The organism is Pseudomonas sp., assembly GCF_035512415.1.
GTDB lineage: Bacteria > Pseudomonadota > Gammaproteobacteria > Pseudomonadales > Pseudomonadaceae > Aquipseudomonas.
Genome location: NZ_DATKDZ010000028.1, coordinates 109,634 through 126,595, shown reverse-complemented (window position 1 = coordinate 126,595; position 16,962 = coordinate 109,634). Strand labels below are relative to the sequence as shown.

Here is a 16,962-nt window from a genome sequence, read left to right as displayed (position 1 = left end):
GATGAAAGTTCGTGCATCGGTGAAAAAGCTGTGCCGTAACTGCAAGATTATCCGTCGCGAAGGTGTTGTTCGCGTGATTTGCAGCTCGGAACCGCGTCACAAACAGCGCCAAGGCTGAGTGTGAGTGAAGTAACAAGCCCGGCAGCTAGTGCGCTGCCGGGTTGATTATTTGTTTCTACAGCGTTAATATCTCGCGCCCTATTTCTTGGCTTCCGGGGCGTAGGTAGCTGTCAATTGGAGTTACACTGAATGGCCCGTATTGCAGGCGTTAACATTCCGGATAACAAGCACACTGTTATCTCGCTGACCTACATCTTTGGTGTTGGTCGCACTACTGCACAGAAAGTCTGTGCTGCCGCCGGCGTTAATCCGGCTGCAAAGATCAAAGATCTCTCTGACGAGCAGATCGAGCAGCTGCGTGGCGAAGTGGCCAAGGTTAATACCGAAGGCGACCTGCGTCGTGAAGTGAACATGAAAATCAAGCGCTTGATGGACCTGGGTTGCTACCGCGGCCTGCGTCATCGTCGTGGTCTGCCGGTTCGCGGTCAGCGTACCAAGACCAACGCGCGTACCCGTAAGGGCCCGCGTAAGCCGATCCGCAAGTAATCGCATTCGCGCATCGACAGGAATCTAGTCATGGCAAAACCTGCTGCTCGTACTCGTAAGAAAGTCAAAAAGACGGTGGTTGATGGCATCGCCCACATCCACGCTTCTTTCAACAACACAATCGTGACCATTACTGACCGTCAGGGCAACGCCCTGTCCTGGGCTACCTCTGGTGGTTCGGGTTTCCGCGGCTCGCGTAAAAGCACCCCGTTCGCTGCCCAGGTGGCTGCAGAACGTGCTGGTCAAGCTGCGCTGGAATACGGCCTGAAGAACCTCGACGTTAACGTCAAGGGTCCCGGTCCGGGTCGTGAGTCCGCTGTCCGTGCTTTGAACGGTTGCGGCTATAAGATCGCCAGCATCACCGATGTGACGCCCATCCCGCATAACGGATGCCGTCCTTCGAAGAAGCGTCGCGTGTAATCAGGAGACAGTGAGAAATGGCTCGTTACATTGGTCCCAAATGCAAACTGTCTCGTCGTGAAGGCACAGATCTTTTCCTGAAAAGCGGTGTACGCGCTCTGGAATCGAAGTGCAACATCGAAGCAGCCCCAGGTATTCACGGTCAGCGCCGTGGCCGTCAGTCCGACTACGGCACCCAGCTGCGTGAGAAGCAAAAAGTTCGTCGTATCTACGGTGTGCTTGAGCGTCAATTCAGCGGTTATTACAAAGAAGCTGCCGGCAAGAAAGGCGCTACTGGTGAGAACCTGCTGCAACTGCTCGAATGCCGTCTGGATAACGTGGTTTACCGTATGGGCTACGGCGCTACTCGTGCCGAATCCCGTCAGCTGGTTTCGCACAAAGCGATCAGCGTTAACGGTAAGACTGTAAACGTGCCGTCCTACCAGGTTAAAGCTGGCGACGTCGTTGCAGTACGCGAGAAATCGAAGAATCAGCTGCGCATTGTTCAAGCTCTTGAGCTGTGTGCCCAGCGTGGCCGCGTTGAATGGGTAGATGTAGACACTGAGAAAAAGTCTGGCGTGTTCAAAAACGTCCCGGCTCGCAGTGATCTCTCCGCTGACATCAACGAAAGCCTGATTGTCGAGCTCTACTCCAAGTAAGGGCTAGAAAATAGGTGCATCCATGCAGATTTCGGTAAATGAGTTCCTGACCCCCCGTCACATTGATGTGCAGGTGGTCAGTTCTACCCGCGCCAAGATCACCCTCGAGCCGCTCGAGCGTGGTTTCGGCCATACCCTGGGCAACGCGCTGCGCCGCATCCTGTTGTCCTCCATGCCTGGCTGTGCAGTAGTCGAGGCCGAGATTGATGGTGTACTCCATGAGTACAGTGCCATCGAAGGTGTTCAGGAAGACGTTATTGAAATCCTGCTCAACCTGAAAGGTCTGGCTGTCAAACTGCACGGTCGTGACGAAGTGACGCTGACTCTGGCGAAGAAGGGCTCGGGTGTAGTTACCGCTGCCGATATTCAGCTGGATCACGATGTCGAAATCGTCAATGGCGACCACGTAATCGCCAACCTGGCTTCCACTGGCGCGCTGAACATGAAGCTCACCATAGCTCGTGGTCGCGGCTATGAGCCGGCTGACGCTCGTCAGAGCGATGAAGATGAAAGCCGCAGCATTGGTCGCTTGCAGCTGGATGCTTCGTTCAGCCCGGTACGCCGTGTGTCGTACGTGGTGGAAAACGCTCGTGTTGAGCAGCGTACCAACCTGGACAAGCTGGTTATTGACCTGGAAACCAACGGTACTCTGGATCCGGAAGAGGCTATCCGTCGTGCCGCAACCATTCTGCAACAGCAGTTGGCTGCGTTCGTCGACCTCAAAGGTGACAGTGAGCCAGTGGTAATCGAGCAGGAAGACGAGATCGATCCGATCCTGCTGCGCCCAGTTGATGACCTGGAACTGACCGTTCGTTCGGCTAACTGCCTCAAGGCAGAGAACATTTACTACATCGGCGACCTGATTCAGCGCACCGAAGTAGAACTGTTGAAAACGCCGAACCTGGGCAAGAAATCCCTGACCGAAATCAAGGATGTTCTGGCTTCTCGCGGTCTGTCCCTCGGTATGCGCCTCGACAATTGGCCGCCGGCAAGTCTGAAGAAAGACGATAAGGCGACTGCCTGATCGTCATCATCACCGAACGTGAGTTTGGTAAGGAATTGAACCATGCGTCATCGTAAAAGTGGCCGTCACCTCAGCCGCACCAGCGCACACCGTAAGGCCATGTTCCAGAACATGGCGGTATCGCTGTTTGAGCATGAGCTGATCAAAACTACTCTGCCGAAAGCCAAAGAGCTGCGTCGCGTTGCCGAGCCGCTGATTACTCTGGCTAAAGAAGACAGCGTTGCTAACCGTCGTCTGGCCTTCGACCGTACGCGTTCGAAAGCCATCGTCGGTAAGCTGTTTAACGACCTGGGCAAGCGCTACGCCACCCGTCAGGGCGGTTACCTGCGTATTCTCAAGTGCGGTTTCCGCGCTGGCGACAATGCTCCGATGGCTTATGTTGAGCTGGTTGACCGTCCGGTCGCTGGTCCAGCTGTAGACGCCGAGTAAGTTGTAGGTTGTAGAAAAAACCGGGCCTTGGCCCGGTTTTTTTGTGCCCAGCATATCCATGTGCTTGGCCCCTTCGGGGCCTGCGGGCAAAAATGCTCCCGGCGTTTTTATGGCTCGCTATCCTTGGCGGCCACCCTTTGGGCCGTTGCTGCGCAACGTTAAAAATGGCTCCCGGCCATTTTTTGTTTTTCGGGTGAATATTATTCCGCACGTCGCGTTTGATATTGTGTGCGCCTGTCGGCTCGGGTAAGGTTCGCGGGTCTTCCGTTCCCGCCGTCTTGCGGCCCCTATAAGAACAATTGCACATCATGTCCGAACCTACTGCGCTGAGTCTGATTCCCCCTGCTGTCGTATTGATCCTGGCGATCACCTTGCGGCGGCCCATCCTGGCCCTGGTTCTGGGTGCCATCTCCGGTTTGTTGCTGCTGTCGCCAGCCGAGGCGTTGAACAACTTCTCCGAAGTTTCCCTCAAGGTGATGCAGGACGAAACCATTGGCTGGTTGATCCTGGTCTGTGGCAGCTTCGGCGCGCTGATCGCCTTGCTGGTGCGTACCGGTGGGGCTCTGGCTTTCGGCCGTGCGGCCCTAAAGCTGGCCAAGGGGCCTCGTTCCTCGCTACTGATGACCTTTGCCCTGGGCGTGGTGATCTTCGTTGATGACTACCTCAATGCCCTGACCGTGGGCGAAACCATGAAGCGGGTCACCGACCGTTTCAGGATTTCCCGTGAAATGCTCGCCTATGTGGTGGACTCCACCGCGGCACCGATCTGCGTGTTGGTACCGCTGTCGACCTGGGCGGTGTTCTTTGGCGGGCTGCTGGAGAACAACGATATCGCCGCTACCGGCGAGGGCATCAGCGTGTATATCCAGGCCATTCCCTACATGCTCTATGCCTGGTTCGCGGTGATTCTGGTGCTGCTGGTCGCCGCCGGGGTGGTGCCGGCGATTGGTCCCATGCGCAAGGCCGAGATGGCCGCGCGTCACGGTTCGGCCGGGGCCATGCATGTCGGCGAGCTGAGCCCCGAGCACAACTACTCGATGAAGGCGCTGGAGGAGGAGTTCGAAGGCGCGGACAAGGAGGGCGGCAAGCTCTACAACTTCCTGGTGCCGTTGCTGATGCTGATCGGCTTCACCATCTACTTTGATATCGATGTCTGGATGGGCATGTTGGCTACCCTGGCGATCACCGTGCCGTTCTACCTGCTGCAGCGCTTGATGCCCTTGTCCGAGATGCTCGATCAAATGGTCGATGGCTTCAAGACCATGCTGCCGGCCATCGGCATCGTGATCGCCGCCTTTATCTTCAAGGATGTGTGCGATCAGATGATGCTGCCGCAATACGTGGTGGAATCGCTCAAGCCCTATATGAGCCCGCAGATGCTGCCGGCCATGGTGTTTCTGGCCATGGCCGTGCTGGCCTTCGCCACGGGGTCGTCCTGGGGCATCTTCGCGGTGACCATTCCCATCGTTATGCCCTTGGCCTATGCGCTTGAAGCGGATATCCCGCTGACTATCGGTGCGCTCCTGTCGGCGTCGGCCTTCGGTAGCCAGGCCTGCTTCTATAGCGATTCAACGGTGCTGGCCGCCCAGGGCTCGGGTTGTAACCTGATCAGCCATGCCATCACCCAGCTGCCCTATACCCTGATCGCCGCAGCCTTGGCTTTTGTCGGCTTTATCCTGATCGCCTGAAGGGACTGCGCATAGAAAACGGGCCTGCGGGCCCGTTTTTTCTGCGGCTGATAAAAGGCAAAAGCTATTGGGCTGTTGTGTTTCATAAATTGGTCCCCTAGAGCTAGCGGGTCTAGGCTTGTCCCATCGTCGGCCACAAGCGCTGAGCCCGACTGGATAAGGAAAAGGAGAGAACCATGTCGAATCAAGGTAAATGCCCGTTCAATCATGCTGCTGGCGGCGGCACCACCAACAAGGATTGGTGGCCGAAACAACTGCGTGTGGATTTGCTGAACCAGCATTCGGAAAAGTCCAACCTGATGGGTGATTTCAACTACGCCGAAGCATTCAAGACGCTCGACTACCAGGCCCTGAAGGCGGACCTGACCAAGCTGATGACTGACAGTCAGGACTGGTGGCCGGCCGACTTCGGTCACTACGGTGGCCTGATGGTGCGGATGGCCTGGCACAGTGCCGGCACCTACCGCGTTCAGGATGGCCGGGGCGGTGGTGGTCGCGGGCAGCAGCGTTTCGCGCCGCTCAACAGCTGGCCGGATAACGTCAGCCTGGACAAGGCCCGCCGTCTGCTCTGGCCGATCAAGCAGAAGTACGGCAGCCAGATATCCTGGGCCGACCTGATGATCCTCGCCGGCAACGTCGCGCTAGAGTCGATGGGCTTCAAAACCCTGGGTTTCGCCGGTGGCCGCCCGGATACCTGGGAGCCTGATCAGGACGTCTATTGGGGCAACGAGAAAACCTGGTTGGGCGGCGATGTGCGTTACGCCGGCACGGGCGACGGTCCGCTGGTTGCCGAGCCAGCGCTGCATGGTAACGAGGAAGATCGCACCGACAGCCAGGGGCGCAACCTTGAGAACCCGCTGGCGGCGGTGCAGATGGGCTTGATCTACGTGAACCCGGAAGGCCCGGAAGGCAATCCGGATCCCCTCGCAGCCGCTCATGACATTCGCGAAACGTTCGCCCGCATGGCCATGAACGATGAGGAAACCGTGGCGCTGATCGCCGGCGGACACACCTTTGGCAAAACTCACGGTGCCGGCCCTGCCGATAATGTCGGTGCCGAGCCGGAGGCCAGTGGGTTGGAAAACCAGGGCTTTGGCTGGGCCAGTTCATTCGGCAGCGGCAAGGGTGCCGACACCATCACCAGTGGTCTGGAAGTGACTTGGACCAATACGCCTACGCAATGGAGCAACAACTTCTTCGAAAACCTGTTCGTCTTCGAATGGGAGCTGAGCAAGAGCCCGGCGGGTGCCCACCAATGGGTCGCCAAGAATGCGCCGGAGATTATTCCGGATGCATACGACTCGGCGAAGAAGCACCGCCCGACCATGCTGACCACCGATCTGTCGCTGCGTTTCGACCCGGCTTACGAGAAGATCTCGCGTCGCTTCCTGGAGAACCCGGACCAGTTCGCTGACGCCTTTGCCCGCGCCTGGTTCAAGCTGACCCACCGCGACATGGGTCCCAAGGCCCGTTACCTCGGCCCGGAAGTGCCGCAGGAAGACCTGATCTGGCAGGACCCGCTGCCGGCGGCCACACATAACCCGAGCGCGGCCGACATCGCCGAACTCAAGGCCCGGATTGCATCCTCTGGTTTGTCGGTGGGCGATCTGGTCTCCGTGGCCTGGGCTTCGGCTTCGACCTTCCGTGGCGGCGACAAGCGTGGCGGTGCCAACGGTGCACGTCTGGCCCTGGCTCCGCAGAAGGATTGGGCGGTCAATCAGCGGGCGGTTGGGGCTCTGGCCAAGCTGGTCGAGATTCAGCAAGCCTCTGCCAAGGCCTCGCTGGCCGACGTGATCGTGCTGGCCGGCAATGTCGGCGTGGAGCAGGCCGCCAGTGCCGCTGGGGTGAGTGTGAATGTACCGTTTGCACCCGGCCGGGTTGATGCCCGCCAGGATCAGACCGACATCGAGTCCTTCGAGCCGCTGGAGCCCGTCGCCGATGGTTTCCGCAACTACCGCAAGGGCAGGCTCGGCGTGCCGACCGAGGCCATGCTGGTCGACAAGGCCCAGCTTCTGACCCTGAGCGCGCCGGAGCTGACCGCACTGGTCGGCGGCCTGCGCGTGCTGGGTGCCAACCATGACGGCAGCCAGCATGGCGTGTTCACCGATCGGGTCGGCGTGCTGAGCAACGACTTCTTCGTCAACCTGCTGGACATGGGCATTGTGTGGAAGGCCGTGAGTGTCGATGGGGAAGTGTTCGAGGGCGTGCTGCGCAATAGCGGCCAGGCTAAGTATGTTGCTACCCGCAACGATCTGGTCTTCGGTTCCAACGCGGTACTGCGTGCCTACGCCGAGGTTTACGCCAGCGCCGACGGCAAGGAGAAGCTGATCAGGGACTTCGTTGCCGCCTGGACCAAGGTGATGAACCTGGATCGCTTCGACCTCGCTTGAGCCACTGCCGGTGGCGCGCCCTGTGCGCTCCACGTGGCAGTTTCAACCCACTGCACAGCGCCTCCCTTCGTGGAGGCGTTGTGCTTTTTCCTTGACCCGCAGAGGCGGGATGCGCAGCATGCGCGGCATTACCGCGAATATTGCAAGGACACCAGGCATGCAGGGCCACATCGAAGTTATCGACTATTTGAAAATGCTGCTCAAGGGCGAGCTGGCGGCGCGCGATCAGTACTTTATCCACTCGCGTCTGTACGAGGACATGGGCTTCACCAAGCTCTACGAGCGGATCGGCCATGAGATGGAGGAGGAGACCCAGCACGCCGACGCCATTCTCAAGCGCATTCTGTTTCTCGAAGGCCTGCCGGATATGGTTCCGGACAGCTTCAGTTTCGGCCAGACGGTGCCGGAGATGCTCAAGCTCGACCTGGCCCTGGAATACCAGGTGCGCGCGGCCTTGAGCAAAGGCATCGAATTGTGTGAGAAACATCAGGATTACCAGACCCGCGATATCCTCCTGGTGCAACTCAAGGACACTGAGGAAGATCATGCCTACTGGCTGGAAATTCAGCTGGGGCTGATCGACAGGCTGGGCCTGGAGAACTACCTGCAGAGCCAGATGTAGGTGTATCGCTAACAACAAAAAGCCCCGAACATTCGGGGCTTTTTGCATGGTGCTGATGCTATTCGTCGTGCGGGTTTGCCAGGGGCTCGTCGACTTCCTGGCCGGGGCGCAGCAGTTGCTCGGTTTCGGCCGGATCCTGAGTCAGCAGGCTGCCATCGGCGCTGGCTACCAGCAACGCTTCGAGCATTTCCCTGACGTTGTTGCGCAGCATGCCGATAGACTTCTGGCCGCGGCTGTTGAGCCCGGTTATTTCCATCAGGATGCTGCCGCCCAGTGGCCCCTCGGCCCCCGTGGCCAGGCTCTCGCTGGCCAGCAGCGCATAGGCGTTGCGGGCGATGCCGGGGTCGCCGCCGCCACGGCGAATACTGCCGTCCGGACGCTGATAGTAATAGTTGCTGACCTCCATATGGCCGATCTGCATGGAGCGCTTCTTCATTACCAGCGCCATCTGCTTCGACAGGTCGACCACGTCCGGATCGACATCGGGGTGAGTCGGCCAGGCGATGGAGGCGGTTATCTGGCGGCCAGGGCGATTGGCTTCGGGGTCGGCATCGTCGAGCACGACGGCCGGGTTCTGATTGTGGACATCGACCATCCACATGGGTTGATAGCGGTCATAGGCGCTGCGCACCGCCACGGCTTCCGGCACCGGGTTCTGGCTGGGGTTGAAATGCGTTTGCTCGGCCAGCCCCGGATTGCACAGCACCTGGGTGCTCTGGCTCCAGTCTGGCCAGTGGTAGCGGTTGATGTCGTAGCTCCACTGGCGCGGACCCTCTTCGGGGGTATAGGCGGTGACATTGGCCCCCAGGCCTTGGTCGAGCTTGCTCGGGTCCAGGCTGCCGTCCGCGCGCAGACAGCTGGCGCTGGTTTGCGGCGCGCCGAAATCGACGTTGCCGCGGGTGGCGAGCGCGGTGCCGTCGGGGTTGACCCGGGGAATGAACAGCACTTGCAGGTTGGCCAGCACCTGCTTGGAGAACGAGCCGCCGGACGCCAGCTTGCGGATCAGGTCGAGGGCCGCTTCGGTGCCGTGGGGTTCGTTGCCATGTTGCTGAGTGATGATCATCACCGCAGGGTTGCCTGGTTTGCCCAGGCGGGCCAGCCAGATCGGTCGGCCTTCGCCGCTGGTGCCGGTCTGTTCGAGGCTGAGTACGCCGCCGGAGCGGCGCGCCACGCTGGCGAGTTGCTCATACAGCTGAGCATTGCTCATAAAGCCTTCGAGCGAGACATGCTGTTGATCGTTGAGCCAGGGGCCATTCGGTTGGGCGGCAGCGGCAAGCGCTGGGCTAAGACCTGCGCCAAGCAGGAGGGCGGCAAAAGTCAGACGCATCGGGAACTCTCCTTGTAGAAGACAGGATGTCCCGCCAGCACTGCCCGGGGGACCCCAGTTTGACCTGGGGCGGGCGCAGAGGTTGCGTTTGCCGAGAGGCGGCCGAGGTTTTATCGCGGTGGCGACAAAACCTCAGCAAAGCATTGGCTTTAACTGGTGGCGCGATCACGTTCCAGCAGTGGTTTGAGGAAGTAGCCGGTGTGCGATTGCGGCATTTCGGCGACTTCTTCAGGTGTGCCGACGGCGATGATCTGGCCGCCTTTGGAGCCACCTTCCGGGCCGAGATCCACCAACCAGTCGGCGGTCTTGATCACGTCCAGGTTGTGTTCGATTACGACCACTGTGTTGCCGTGGTCGCGCAGGCGGTGCAGCACGTCGAGCAATTGCTGGATATCGGCGAAGTGCAGGCCGGTGGTCGGCTCATCGAGGATATACAGGGTCTTGCCGGTGTCGCGCTTGCTCAGCTCGCGGCTCAGCTTGACTCGCTGCGCCTCGCCTCCAGAAAGGGTGGTCGCGCTCTGGCCCAGCTTGATATAGGACAGACCCACGTCCATCAGCGTCTGCAGCTTACGCGCCAGGGCCGGCACGGCATCGAAGAACACCCGCGCCTCCTCGATGGTCATGTCGAGCACTTCGGTGATGCTCTTGCCCTTGTATTTCACTTCCAGGGTTTCGCGGTTGTAGCGCTTGCTCTTGCACACGTCGCAGGGCACGTAGATGTCCGGCAGGAAGTGCATTTCTACCTTGATCAGACCGTCGCCCTGGCAGGCTTCGCAGCGTCCGCCCTTGACGTTAAAGCTGAAGCGCCCCGGGCCGTAACCGCGTGAGCGCGACTCCGGCACGCCGGCGAACAGCTCACGGATCGGGGTGAACAGCCCGGTGTAGGTCGCCGGATTGGAGCGCGGCGTGCGGCCGATCGGGCTCTGGTCGATATCCACCACCTTATCCAGGTGCTGCAGGCCATCGATGCTATCGTGGGCGGCGGCTTCCAGGGTGGTCGCACCGTTCAGCGCGGTGGCGCTGAGCGGGAACAGGGTGTTGTTGATCAGCGTCGACTTACCCGAGCCGGACACGCCGGTGACGCAGGTGAGCAGGCCAATTGGAATGTCCAGATCGACATTGCGCAGGTTGTTGCCGCGCGCGCCTTTGATCTTCAGCGAGAGCTTCTTGTCCCGCGGCGTGCGCTTAGCCGGTACGGCGATCTTCACCCGCCCGGAGAGGTACTTGCCAGTTAGCGAGTCGGGGTGGGCCATAACTTCGGCCGCTGTGCCCTGGGCGACTATCTGGCCGCCATGCACGCCGGCACCAGGGCCGATATCGACCACGTAGTCGGCCATGCGGATGGCGTCCTCGTCGTGTTCGACCACTATCACCGTGTTACCGATATCGCGCAGGTGGCGCAGGGTGCCGAGCAGGCGCTCGTTGTCGCGCTGATGCAGGCCGATGCTCGGTTCGTCGAGGATATACATCACCCCGACCAGGCCGGCACCGATCTGGCTGGCCAGGCGAATACGTTGCGCCTCGCCGCCGGACAGGGTGTCGGCGCTGCGGTCGAGGGTCAGGTAGTCGAGGCCGACGTTGACCAGAAACTGCAGGCGTTCGCGAATTTCCTTGAGGATCTTCTCGGCGATTTCGCCCCGGCGTCCCGGCAGTGCCAGGCTGCCGAAATACTCGGTGGCGTCGCCAATCGGCATGCCGCTGACGGCAGGCAGGGTCTTCTCGCCGACCCACACGTGGCGCGCTTCACGGCGCAGACGGGTGCCGCGGCAATCCTGGCAGGCCTGGGTGCTGAGGAACTTGGCCAGCTCCTCGCGCACGCTGGTGGATTCGGTTTCGCGGTAGCGCCGCTCCAGGTTCGGCACGATGCCTTCGAAGGGGTGCGAGCGCTTGACGATATCGCCACGGTCGTTGAGGTACTTGAAGTCGACGTTTTGCGTGCCGCTGCCGAACAGGATGCATTTCTGGTGTTCGGCGCTGAGCTCATCGAACGGCACTTCCAGACTGAAGCCGTAATGCGCAGCGAGGGAGCCGAGCATCTGGAAGTAATAGACGTTGCGCCGGTCCCAGCCGCGGATCGCGCCCTCGGCTAGAGTCAGCTCGCCATTGACCAGGCGCTTGGTGTCGAAGAACTGTTTGACCCCCAGGCCGTCGCAGGTCGGGCAGGCACCGGCCGGGTTGTTGAAGGAGAACAGCTTGGGTTCCAGCTCGCTGATCGAGTGGCCGCACACCGGGCAGGCGAAGCGGGCGGAGAAGATGATCTCTTCACCTTCCTCGCCTTCCATCGGTGCGATCAGCGCCAGGCCGTCGGCCAGTTTCAACGCGGTCTCGAAGGATTCGGCCAGGCGCTGCTGCAGATCGCCGCGGGCCTTGAAACGGTCAACCACGGCATCGATGCTGTGTTTCTTCTGCTTGTCGAGCTTGGGCAGTTCGTCCAGCTCGTAAATCTTGCCGTTGACCCGCACACGCACAAAACCCTGGGCGCGCAGCTCGTCGAAGATCGCCAGGTGTTCGCCTTTGCGCTCGCGAATCACCGGGGCCAGCAGCATCAGCTTGCTGCCTTCGGGCAAGGCCAGCACCTGGTCGACCATCTGGCTGACGGTCTGCGCTTCCAGCGGCAGGTCGTGGTCCGGGCAGCGCGGAATACCGGCGCGGGCGTAGAGCAGGCGCAGGTAGTCGTAGATCTCGGTGATGGTGCCGACGGTGGAGCGCGGGTTGTGCGAGGTGGATTTCTGCTCGATGGAAATCGCCGGCGACAGGCCTTCGATGGTGTCGACATCGGGCTTTTCCATCATCGACAGGAACTGCCGGGCGTAGGCCGACAGCGACTCGACATAGCGGCGCTGACCCTCGGCGTAGAGGGTGTCGAAGGCTAGAGAGGATTTGCCGGAGCCGGACAGGCCGGTGATCACGATCAGCTTGTCGCGTGGCAGGGTCAGGTCGATGTTTTTCAGGTTATGGGTGCGTGCACCCCGGATCAGAATCTTGTCCACAAACAACGGCCTCGCATGGCGGGCGGAAAACCACCGAGTATACGGCTCGGGAGGCGGGCGCGGCAAAGCGTCACTGCTGTGCCGCGTTCATAGGTGCTGCTAGAATCGCCGCCTATTTTGACGGGGCGTTTCCCATGCATGATCCGCACAGCGAGCGCATGAGCGGCAGCGAAACCCGCGCGGCCGGTGGCCTGGCGCTGGTGTTCGCGTTCCGCATGCTCGGTATGTTTATGGTCCTGCCGGTGCTGGCGACCTATGGCATGGAGTTGCAGGGCAGCACGCCAGCACTGATTGGCCTGGCGATAGGTGCCTACGGTTTGACCCAGGCGTTCCTGCAAATTCCATTTGGCATGCTCAGTGATCGCATTGGCCGACGGCCGGTTATATATGTTGGCCTGCTGATTTTCGCTGCAGGCAGCCTGCTGGCGGCCAATGCCGATTCGATTTATGGGGTGATTGCCGGGCGCATTCTGCAGGGCGCAGGGGCGATTTCGGCGGCGGTGATGGCGCTGCTGTCCGATCTGACCCGTGAGCAGCACCGCACCAAGGCCATGGCCATGATTGGTATGAGTATCGGTCTGTCGTTTGCTGTGGCGATGGTGGTCGGTCCGCTGCTGACCCGCGCCTTTGGCCTGTCCGGCCTGTTTCTCGCCACCGCGGCTATGGCGCTGCTGGGTATTGTTATCGTCGCCGGGCTGGTGCCCCGCGCCGCCGGGCCGTTGCAGCACCGCGAGTCCGGGGTGAACAAGCAGGCGTTGCTGCCAACCCTCAAGCACGCGGATCTGCTGCGTCTGGATTTCGGCATTCTGGTGCTGCACGCGATTCTGATGGCCAGCTTTATCGCCTTGCCGCTGGCGCTGGTGGAGCAGGGCGGCCTGGCCAAGGAAGAGCACTGGTGGGTCTACTTGACGGCGCTGCTGGTGGGCTTCTTCGGTATGGTGCCGTTCATTATTTACGGCGAGAAAAAACGCCGGATGAAGCATGTACTGCTTGGTGCGGTCAGTGTGTTGCTGCTGTGTGAGCTGTTCTTCTGGTGGTTTGGCACCAGCCTGCGCGCGCTGGTGCTGGGCACTGTAGTGTTCTTTACCGCATTTAATCTGCTGGAAGCGTCGTTGCCGTCGCTGATCAGCAAGGTCGCCCCGGCTGGCGGCAAAGGCACTGCGATGGGCGTGTATTCCACCAGCCAGTTCCTCGGCGCGGCCATCGGCGGCATCCTTGGCGGCTGGTTGTATCAGCACTACAGCCTGTCGGGAGTGTTTGCGGGCTGTGCCTTGCTGGCTCTTTTTTGGCTGGCCTTTGCTGTTACTATGCGCGAACCGCCTTATGTCACCAGCCTGCGCCTGCCGCTTTCAGTTGCGGCCTTGCAAGAGGCGGGGCTGGCCGAGCGTTTACAGGCTGTGCCCGGAGTGGCGGATGCCGTAGTGGTGCGCGATGAAGCGGCCATCTATATCAAAGTGGATACCCAACAATTGGACCGCAGCTCCCTTGAGCGCCTGATCGAATCGGCGCCGGGAACCTGCTGATAGCTTAGGAGAACGTTATGGCCCGTGGGGTTAACAAAGTCATTCTGGTCGGTACCTGCGGACAGGACCCGGAAACCCGCTACCTGCCGAGCGGCAACGCGGTCACCAACCTGAGCCTGGCCACCAGCGAGCAGTGGACCGACAAGCAGACCGGCCAGAAGGTCGAGAAAACCGAGTGGCACCGTGTCTCGCTGTTCGGCAAAGTCGCCGAAATCGCTGGCGAATACCTGCGCAAAGGTTCGCAGGTGTATATCGAAGGCAAGCTGCAGACCCGCGAGTGGGAAAAAGACGGCGTCAAGCGTTACACCACCGAGATCATCGTCGACATGCAGGGCACCATGCAGCTGCTTGGCGGCCGTCCGGATAACGCCGGTGGCGGTGATTCCGCTCCACGTCAGCAGCGCCCTGCGCCGCAGCGCGAACCCCAGCAGCAGTCGGCACCCCGTCCGGCTCCGCAGCCAGCGGCTCAGCCTGCCGCGGATTTCGATAGCTTCGACGACGACATCCCGTTCTGATCCACTCGAGCTAGCGCTTTATCATGCGTATGCGGCTGATGCTGCTGGGTGGCGGTAATGCCCTGGGGCAGGCCCTGATCCGTCTCGGTGCCGAGGAAGACATTGGCTTTCTCGCGCCGCGTCCGCCGGAGTCCGGCTGGGATCCGGCCAGCCTGACCCAGTTGCTCGATGACACCCGTCCCGATGCTTTGATCAACCTTGCTTACTACTTCGACTGGTTCCAGGCCGAAGCGGTAAGCGAGGCGCATTTTGCTGCCCAGGAGCGTTCCGTCGAGCGCCTGGCCGAGCTCTGCCAGCACCACGAGATTCGCCTGCTGCAGCCGTCCAGCTACCGGGTGTTCGACGGTTCGCGGGCTACCGCCTATAGCGAGAAGGAAGAGCCGGTGCCGCTCGGGGTACGTGGCCAGGCGCTGTGGCGTTTCGAGCAGCGCGTGCGGGCCATCTGTCCGCGGCATGTGCTGCTGCGTTTCGGCTGGTTGCTGGATGACAGTAGCAATGGTTTGCTGGCGCGTTTTCTCCGGCGGGCCGAGGGCGATGAGACGCTGTATCTGGCCGACGACCGCCGCGGTAACCCGACCCCGGTTGATGACGCGGCGCGGGTGATCCTGGCGGTGCTCAAGCAGCTCGATTGCCAGAGCCCGCTGTGGGGCACCTATCACTACGGCGGCCATGAAACGACCACCTCGCTGTCCCTGGGCCAGGCGGTGTTGAGCGAAGCGCGCAACTTCCGCAGCAACCTGGTCGAGGAGGTTATCGCCCAGGCCCACGCGGCCCGTCCCGACGCCGTCGAGGAGCCGCAGCACGCGGTGCTGGCCTGCAAGAAAATTCTGCACACCTTCGGTATCAAACCGCGCGCCTGGCGCTCGGGCTTGCCGAGCCTACTGGATCGTTACTATCGCCATGTCTGACGCACGCTGCATTCTGGTTACCGGCGGTGCCGGCTTTATCGGCTCGCACCTGGTTGATGCGCTGCTGGCGCAGGGTTACCGGGTGCGGGTGCTGGATAATCTGTCGATGGGCAAGCTGGCCAATCTGCCGCTGGATAATCCGCAGCTGCAGTTTATCCAGGGCGATGTCGCCGATGCGGCCGTGGTCGCGCAGGCGGTTGCCGGCTGTGTGGCCGTGGCGCATCTGGCGGCCGTGGCCTCGGTGCAGGCCTCGGTGGACGACCCGGTGGCCACCCACCAGAGCAATTTTGTCGGCACCCTGAATGTCTGCGAGGCCATGCGCCTGCATGGCGTCAAGCGCGTGCTGTTTGCTTCCAGTGCGGCGGTGTACGGCAATAACGGTGAGGGCCTGTCGATTGATGAAGAGACGCCCAAGGCTCCGCTGACGCCCTATGCGGTGGACAAGCTGGCCAGCGAGCAGTACCTGGACTTCTATCGCCGTCAGCATGGTCTGGAGCCGGCGATTTTCCGCTTCTTCAATGTCTTTGGCCCTCGGCAGGATCCGTCCTCGCCCTATTCCGGGGTGATCAGCATCTTCACCCAGCGTATCCAGCAGGGCCTGCCGATCAACGTGTTCGGCGATGGCGAGCAGACCCGCGACTTCTTCTACGTGGCTGATCTGGTGCAACTGCTGGTGCAGGCACTGCAGATGCCACAGGTTGTGGCCGGCGCAGTCAATGTGGGCTGGAATCAGGCGGTAAGCCTCAACCAGTTGCTGGCTGAGGTTGGTCAGCTTTGTGGTGGCTTGCCCGAGGTTTGCTACCTGGCCGCTCGTTCTGGCGATATCCGTCACTCGCGGGCAGCCATTGAGCGTTTGAAGGCGGCTTATCAATTACCCGAGCCAACGCTTTTGCTGGAAGGTCTGCGTCGTTTGCTGCAGGCGTAAGGCGTTTCCGCGCTGGAGGCCTTGATCAGGGCCGGCAGCGAGCACAAAAAAGCCGGCTGCGAGAGCCGGCTTTTTTACAGTCGTTGGGCTTAGAACTTGTAGCCCAGGCCAACCATATAGACCATCGGGTCGACGTCTACATCGACCTTGACCTTGGCACCGCCAAACGAGGTGGTGCCGGTGGTTTCGATGTCGATATAACGCACCTGGGCGTTAAGCATGATGTTGTCGGTCAGCATGTAGTCCATGCCCACCTGCGCCGCCAGGCCCCAGGAGTCCTTCATGTCCAGGCCGCTGAAGCCTTTGTTTTCCGCTTCGCTGCTCAGTTCGGTGTCGAAGAACCAGGTGTAGTTGATGCCTGCGCCGATATAGGGCTGGAAGGCCGAAGCGGCATCGAGCGGGTAGTAGACGACGCTCAGGGTCGGCGGCAGGTGCTTGAGTTCACCCAGGTTGCCGTTGAGACCGGCAAAGGGGCCCGGCATGCCTTTAACGCCGACGTTATGGCTGAACGGAGTGGCCGCCAGCAGCTCGATGCCGATGTTGCTGGTCAGCATATAAGCGAAGTTCAGGCCCAGCTGAGTGTCGCTGTCCAGGGTCGCCTTGGTGCCGGCTACGTCGGTGTTCAGTGCGCCAACCCAGATGTCGCTGCTGCTTTCGTGCGGGTCAACGGTGATCGCACCGGCGCGAACGATAATGTCGCCCGCCTGGTAGGCGTGAGCCATTGGGGCGGCGATGGACAGGGCCAGCAAAGAAGCGGTGAGAAGAGATTTGCGCATGGTGTGCTCCCAGAAAGCATCAGTTCGTATTGGCTGAGTGCGATGTTAGGCCTGCGGAAAAATCATCTTTTGATCCAGCTCAATAGATTAGCCTGCTATCTAAATCTTTAGCGCTTTGGTGCTGTCAGGGGCTTTTGGGGCAGGGCTGTGCATTTCTCTTCTGGCCAACGGTTGCCGGGAG

16 protein-coding genes are annotated in these 16,962 nt (G+C 60.8%); 13 read left to right on the top strand and 3 right to left on the bottom strand.

Annotated features, from left to right (window positions below):
* The first annotated feature begins 1 nt into the window (after window position 1).
* From rpmJ to bfr, 9 genes are all read left to right on the top strand, one after another.
* On the top strand, window positions 2-118 hold the full coding sequence (gene rpmJ, locus VMP31_RS14845) for a 50S ribosomal protein L36 (RefSeq protein WP_046788135.1): 117 nt from the start codon (window positions 2-4) through the stop codon (window positions 116-118).
* Between the two features lie 131 nt (window positions 119-249).
* Window positions 250-606, top strand: coding sequence for a 30S ribosomal protein S13 (gene rpsM / locus VMP31_RS14840; RefSeq protein WP_325508401.1), 357 nt, complete (start codon window positions 250-252; stop codon window positions 604-606).
* 30 nt (window positions 607-636) lie between these two features.
* Window positions 637-1,026, top strand: a complete 390-nt coding sequence (rpsK, locus tag VMP31_RS14835; protein WP_013789773.1) for a 30S ribosomal protein S11 — start codon at window positions 637-639, stop codon at window positions 1,024-1,026.
* A 17-nt stretch (window positions 1,027-1,043) separates the two neighbouring features.
* Window positions 1,044-1,664 (top strand): 30S ribosomal protein S4, encoded by a 621-nt coding sequence (gene rpsD, locus VMP31_RS14830; protein ID WP_325508399.1) that lies wholly within the window; start codon window positions 1,044-1,046, stop codon window positions 1,662-1,664.
* A 22-nt stretch (window positions 1,665-1,686) separates the two neighbouring features.
* Window positions 1,687-2,688, top strand: a complete 1,002-nt coding sequence (locus VMP31_RS14825; protein WP_090255780.1) for a DNA-directed RNA polymerase subunit alpha — start codon at window positions 1,687-1,689, stop codon at window positions 2,686-2,688.
* Between the two features lie 42 nt (window positions 2,689-2,730).
* Window positions 2,731-3,117 carry a 50S ribosomal protein L17 gene (gene rplQ, locus VMP31_RS14820; protein WP_325508397.1) on the top strand — a complete coding sequence of 129 codons (387 nt, stop codon included), beginning with the start codon at window positions 2,731-2,733 and terminating at the stop codon, window positions 3,115-3,117.
* 308 nt (window positions 3,118-3,425) lie between these two features.
* The gene (locus tag VMP31_RS14815; RefSeq protein WP_325508395.1) at window positions 3,426-4,805 is read left to right on the top strand and encodes a Na+/H+ antiporter NhaC family protein; all 1,380 of its coding nucleotides are present in this window, start codon (window positions 3,426-3,428) and stop codon (window positions 4,803-4,805) included.
* A gap of 176 nt (window positions 4,806-4,981) precedes the next feature.
* Complete coding sequence (katG, locus tag VMP31_RS14810) at window positions 4,982-7,195, top strand: catalase/peroxidase HPI (RefSeq protein ID WP_325508393.1); 2,214 nt, start codon at window positions 4,982-4,984, stop codon at window positions 7,193-7,195.
* Between the two features lie 157 nt (window positions 7,196-7,352).
* Window positions 7,353-7,817 (top strand): bacterioferritin, encoded by a 465-nt coding sequence (gene bfr, locus VMP31_RS14805; RefSeq protein ID WP_325508391.1) that lies wholly within the window; start codon window positions 7,353-7,355, stop codon window positions 7,815-7,817.
* Between the two features lie 58 nt (window positions 7,818-7,875).
* On the opposite strand, the gene VMP31_RS14800 is transcribed toward bfr, so the two are convergent.
* Both VMP31_RS14800 and uvrA read right to left on the bottom strand, forming a co-directional pair.
* A complete protein-coding gene (locus VMP31_RS14800) occupies window positions 7,876-9,144 on the bottom strand; it encodes a M14 family zinc carboxypeptidase (protein WP_325508389.1) in 1,269 nt (422 codons plus the stop codon).
* Window positions 9,145-9,293: 149 nt separating this feature from the next.
* The gene (gene uvrA / locus VMP31_RS14795; RefSeq protein ID WP_325508387.1) at window positions 9,294-12,134 is read right to left on the bottom strand and encodes an excinuclease ABC subunit UvrA; all 2,841 of its coding nucleotides are present in this window, start codon (window positions 12,132-12,134) and stop codon (window positions 9,294-9,296) included.
* Window positions 12,135-12,268: 134 nt separating this feature from the next.
* Here uvrA and VMP31_RS14790 point away from each other — a divergent pair, with 134 nt between their 5' ends.
* Genes VMP31_RS14790 through VMP31_RS14775 form a run of 4 tightly spaced genes read left to right on the top strand, consistent with a single transcriptional unit; the run spans window position 12,269 to window position 16,005 of the window.
* Window positions 12,269-13,657 carry an MFS transporter gene (locus tag VMP31_RS14790; protein ID WP_325508385.1) on the top strand — a complete coding sequence of 463 codons (1,389 nt, stop codon included), beginning with the start codon at window positions 12,269-12,271 and terminating at the stop codon, window positions 13,655-13,657.
* Between the two features lie 17 nt (window positions 13,658-13,674).
* On the top strand, window positions 13,675-14,172 hold the full coding sequence (locus VMP31_RS14785; RefSeq protein ID WP_325508383.1) for a single-stranded DNA-binding protein: 498 nt from the start codon (window positions 13,675-13,677) through the stop codon (window positions 14,170-14,172).
* Window positions 14,173-14,195: 23 nt separating this feature from the next.
* Window positions 14,196-15,080 carry a sugar nucleotide-binding protein gene (locus VMP31_RS14780; protein ID WP_325508381.1) on the top strand — a complete coding sequence of 295 codons (885 nt, stop codon included), beginning with the start codon at window positions 14,196-14,198 and terminating at the stop codon, window positions 15,078-15,080.
* Entirely contained in the window at window positions 15,073-16,005 is a 933-nt protein-coding gene (locus VMP31_RS14775; RefSeq protein WP_325508379.1) for an SDR family NAD(P)-dependent oxidoreductase, read from the top strand. Before VMP31_RS14780 ends, VMP31_RS14775 begins: the two co-directional genes overlap by 8 nt.
* Window positions 16,006-16,094: 89 nt before the next feature.
* Here VMP31_RS14775 and VMP31_RS14770 read toward each other — a convergent pair whose 3' ends face one another.
* A complete protein-coding gene (locus VMP31_RS14770) occupies window positions 16,095-16,781 on the bottom strand; it encodes an OmpW/AlkL family protein (protein ID WP_325508377.1) in 687 nt (228 codons plus the stop codon).
* Window positions 16,782-16,962: the final 181 nt, after the last annotated feature.

What these genes read in the sequence shown, in the direction of transcription:
- rpmJ (WP_046788135.1), top strand. Translation starts at nt 2, where the DNA reads ATGAAAGTTCGTGCATCGGTGAAAAAGCTGTGCCGTAACTGCAAGATT.
- rpsM (WP_325508401.1), top strand. Translation starts at nt 250, where the DNA reads ATGGCCCGTATTGCAGGCGTTAACATTCCGGATAACAAGCACACTGTT.
- rpsK (WP_013789773.1), top strand. Translation starts at nt 637, where the DNA reads ATGGCAAAACCTGCTGCTCGTACTCGTAAGAAAGTCAAAAAGACGGTG.
- rpsD (WP_325508399.1), top strand. Translation starts at nt 1,044, where the DNA reads ATGGCTCGTTACATTGGTCCCAAATGCAAACTGTCTCGTCGTGAAGGC.
- VMP31_RS14825 (WP_090255780.1), top strand. Translation starts at nt 1,687, where the DNA reads ATGCAGATTTCGGTAAATGAGTTCCTGACCCCCCGTCACATTGATGTG.
- rplQ (WP_325508397.1), top strand. Translation starts at nt 2,731, where the DNA reads ATGCGTCATCGTAAAAGTGGCCGTCACCTCAGCCGCACCAGCGCACAC.
- VMP31_RS14815 (WP_325508395.1), top strand. Translation starts at nt 3,426, where the DNA reads ATGTCCGAACCTACTGCGCTGAGTCTGATTCCCCCTGCTGTCGTATTG.
- katG (WP_325508393.1), top strand. Translation starts at nt 4,982, where the DNA reads ATGTCGAATCAAGGTAAATGCCCGTTCAATCATGCTGCTGGCGGCGGC.
- bfr (WP_325508391.1), top strand. Translation starts at nt 7,353, where the DNA reads ATGCAGGGCCACATCGAAGTTATCGACTATTTGAAAATGCTGCTCAAG.
- VMP31_RS14800 (WP_325508389.1), bottom strand. Translation starts at nt 9,144, where the DNA reads ATGCGTCTGACTTTTGCCGCCCTCCTGCTTGGCGCAGGTCTTAGCCCA.
- VMP31_RS14790 (WP_325508385.1), top strand. Translation starts at nt 12,269, where the DNA reads ATGCATGATCCGCACAGCGAGCGCATGAGCGGCAGCGAAACCCGCGCG.
- VMP31_RS14785 (WP_325508383.1), top strand. Translation starts at nt 13,675, where the DNA reads ATGGCCCGTGGGGTTAACAAAGTCATTCTGGTCGGTACCTGCGGACAG.
- VMP31_RS14780 (WP_325508381.1), top strand. Translation starts at nt 14,196, where the DNA reads ATGCGTATGCGGCTGATGCTGCTGGGTGGCGGTAATGCCCTGGGGCAG.
- VMP31_RS14775 (WP_325508379.1), top strand. Translation starts at nt 15,073, where the DNA reads ATGTCTGACGCACGCTGCATTCTGGTTACCGGCGGTGCCGGCTTTATC.
- VMP31_RS14770 (WP_325508377.1), bottom strand. Translation starts at nt 16,781, where the DNA reads ATGCGCAAATCTCTTCTCACCGCTTCTTTGCTGGCCCTGTCCATCGCC.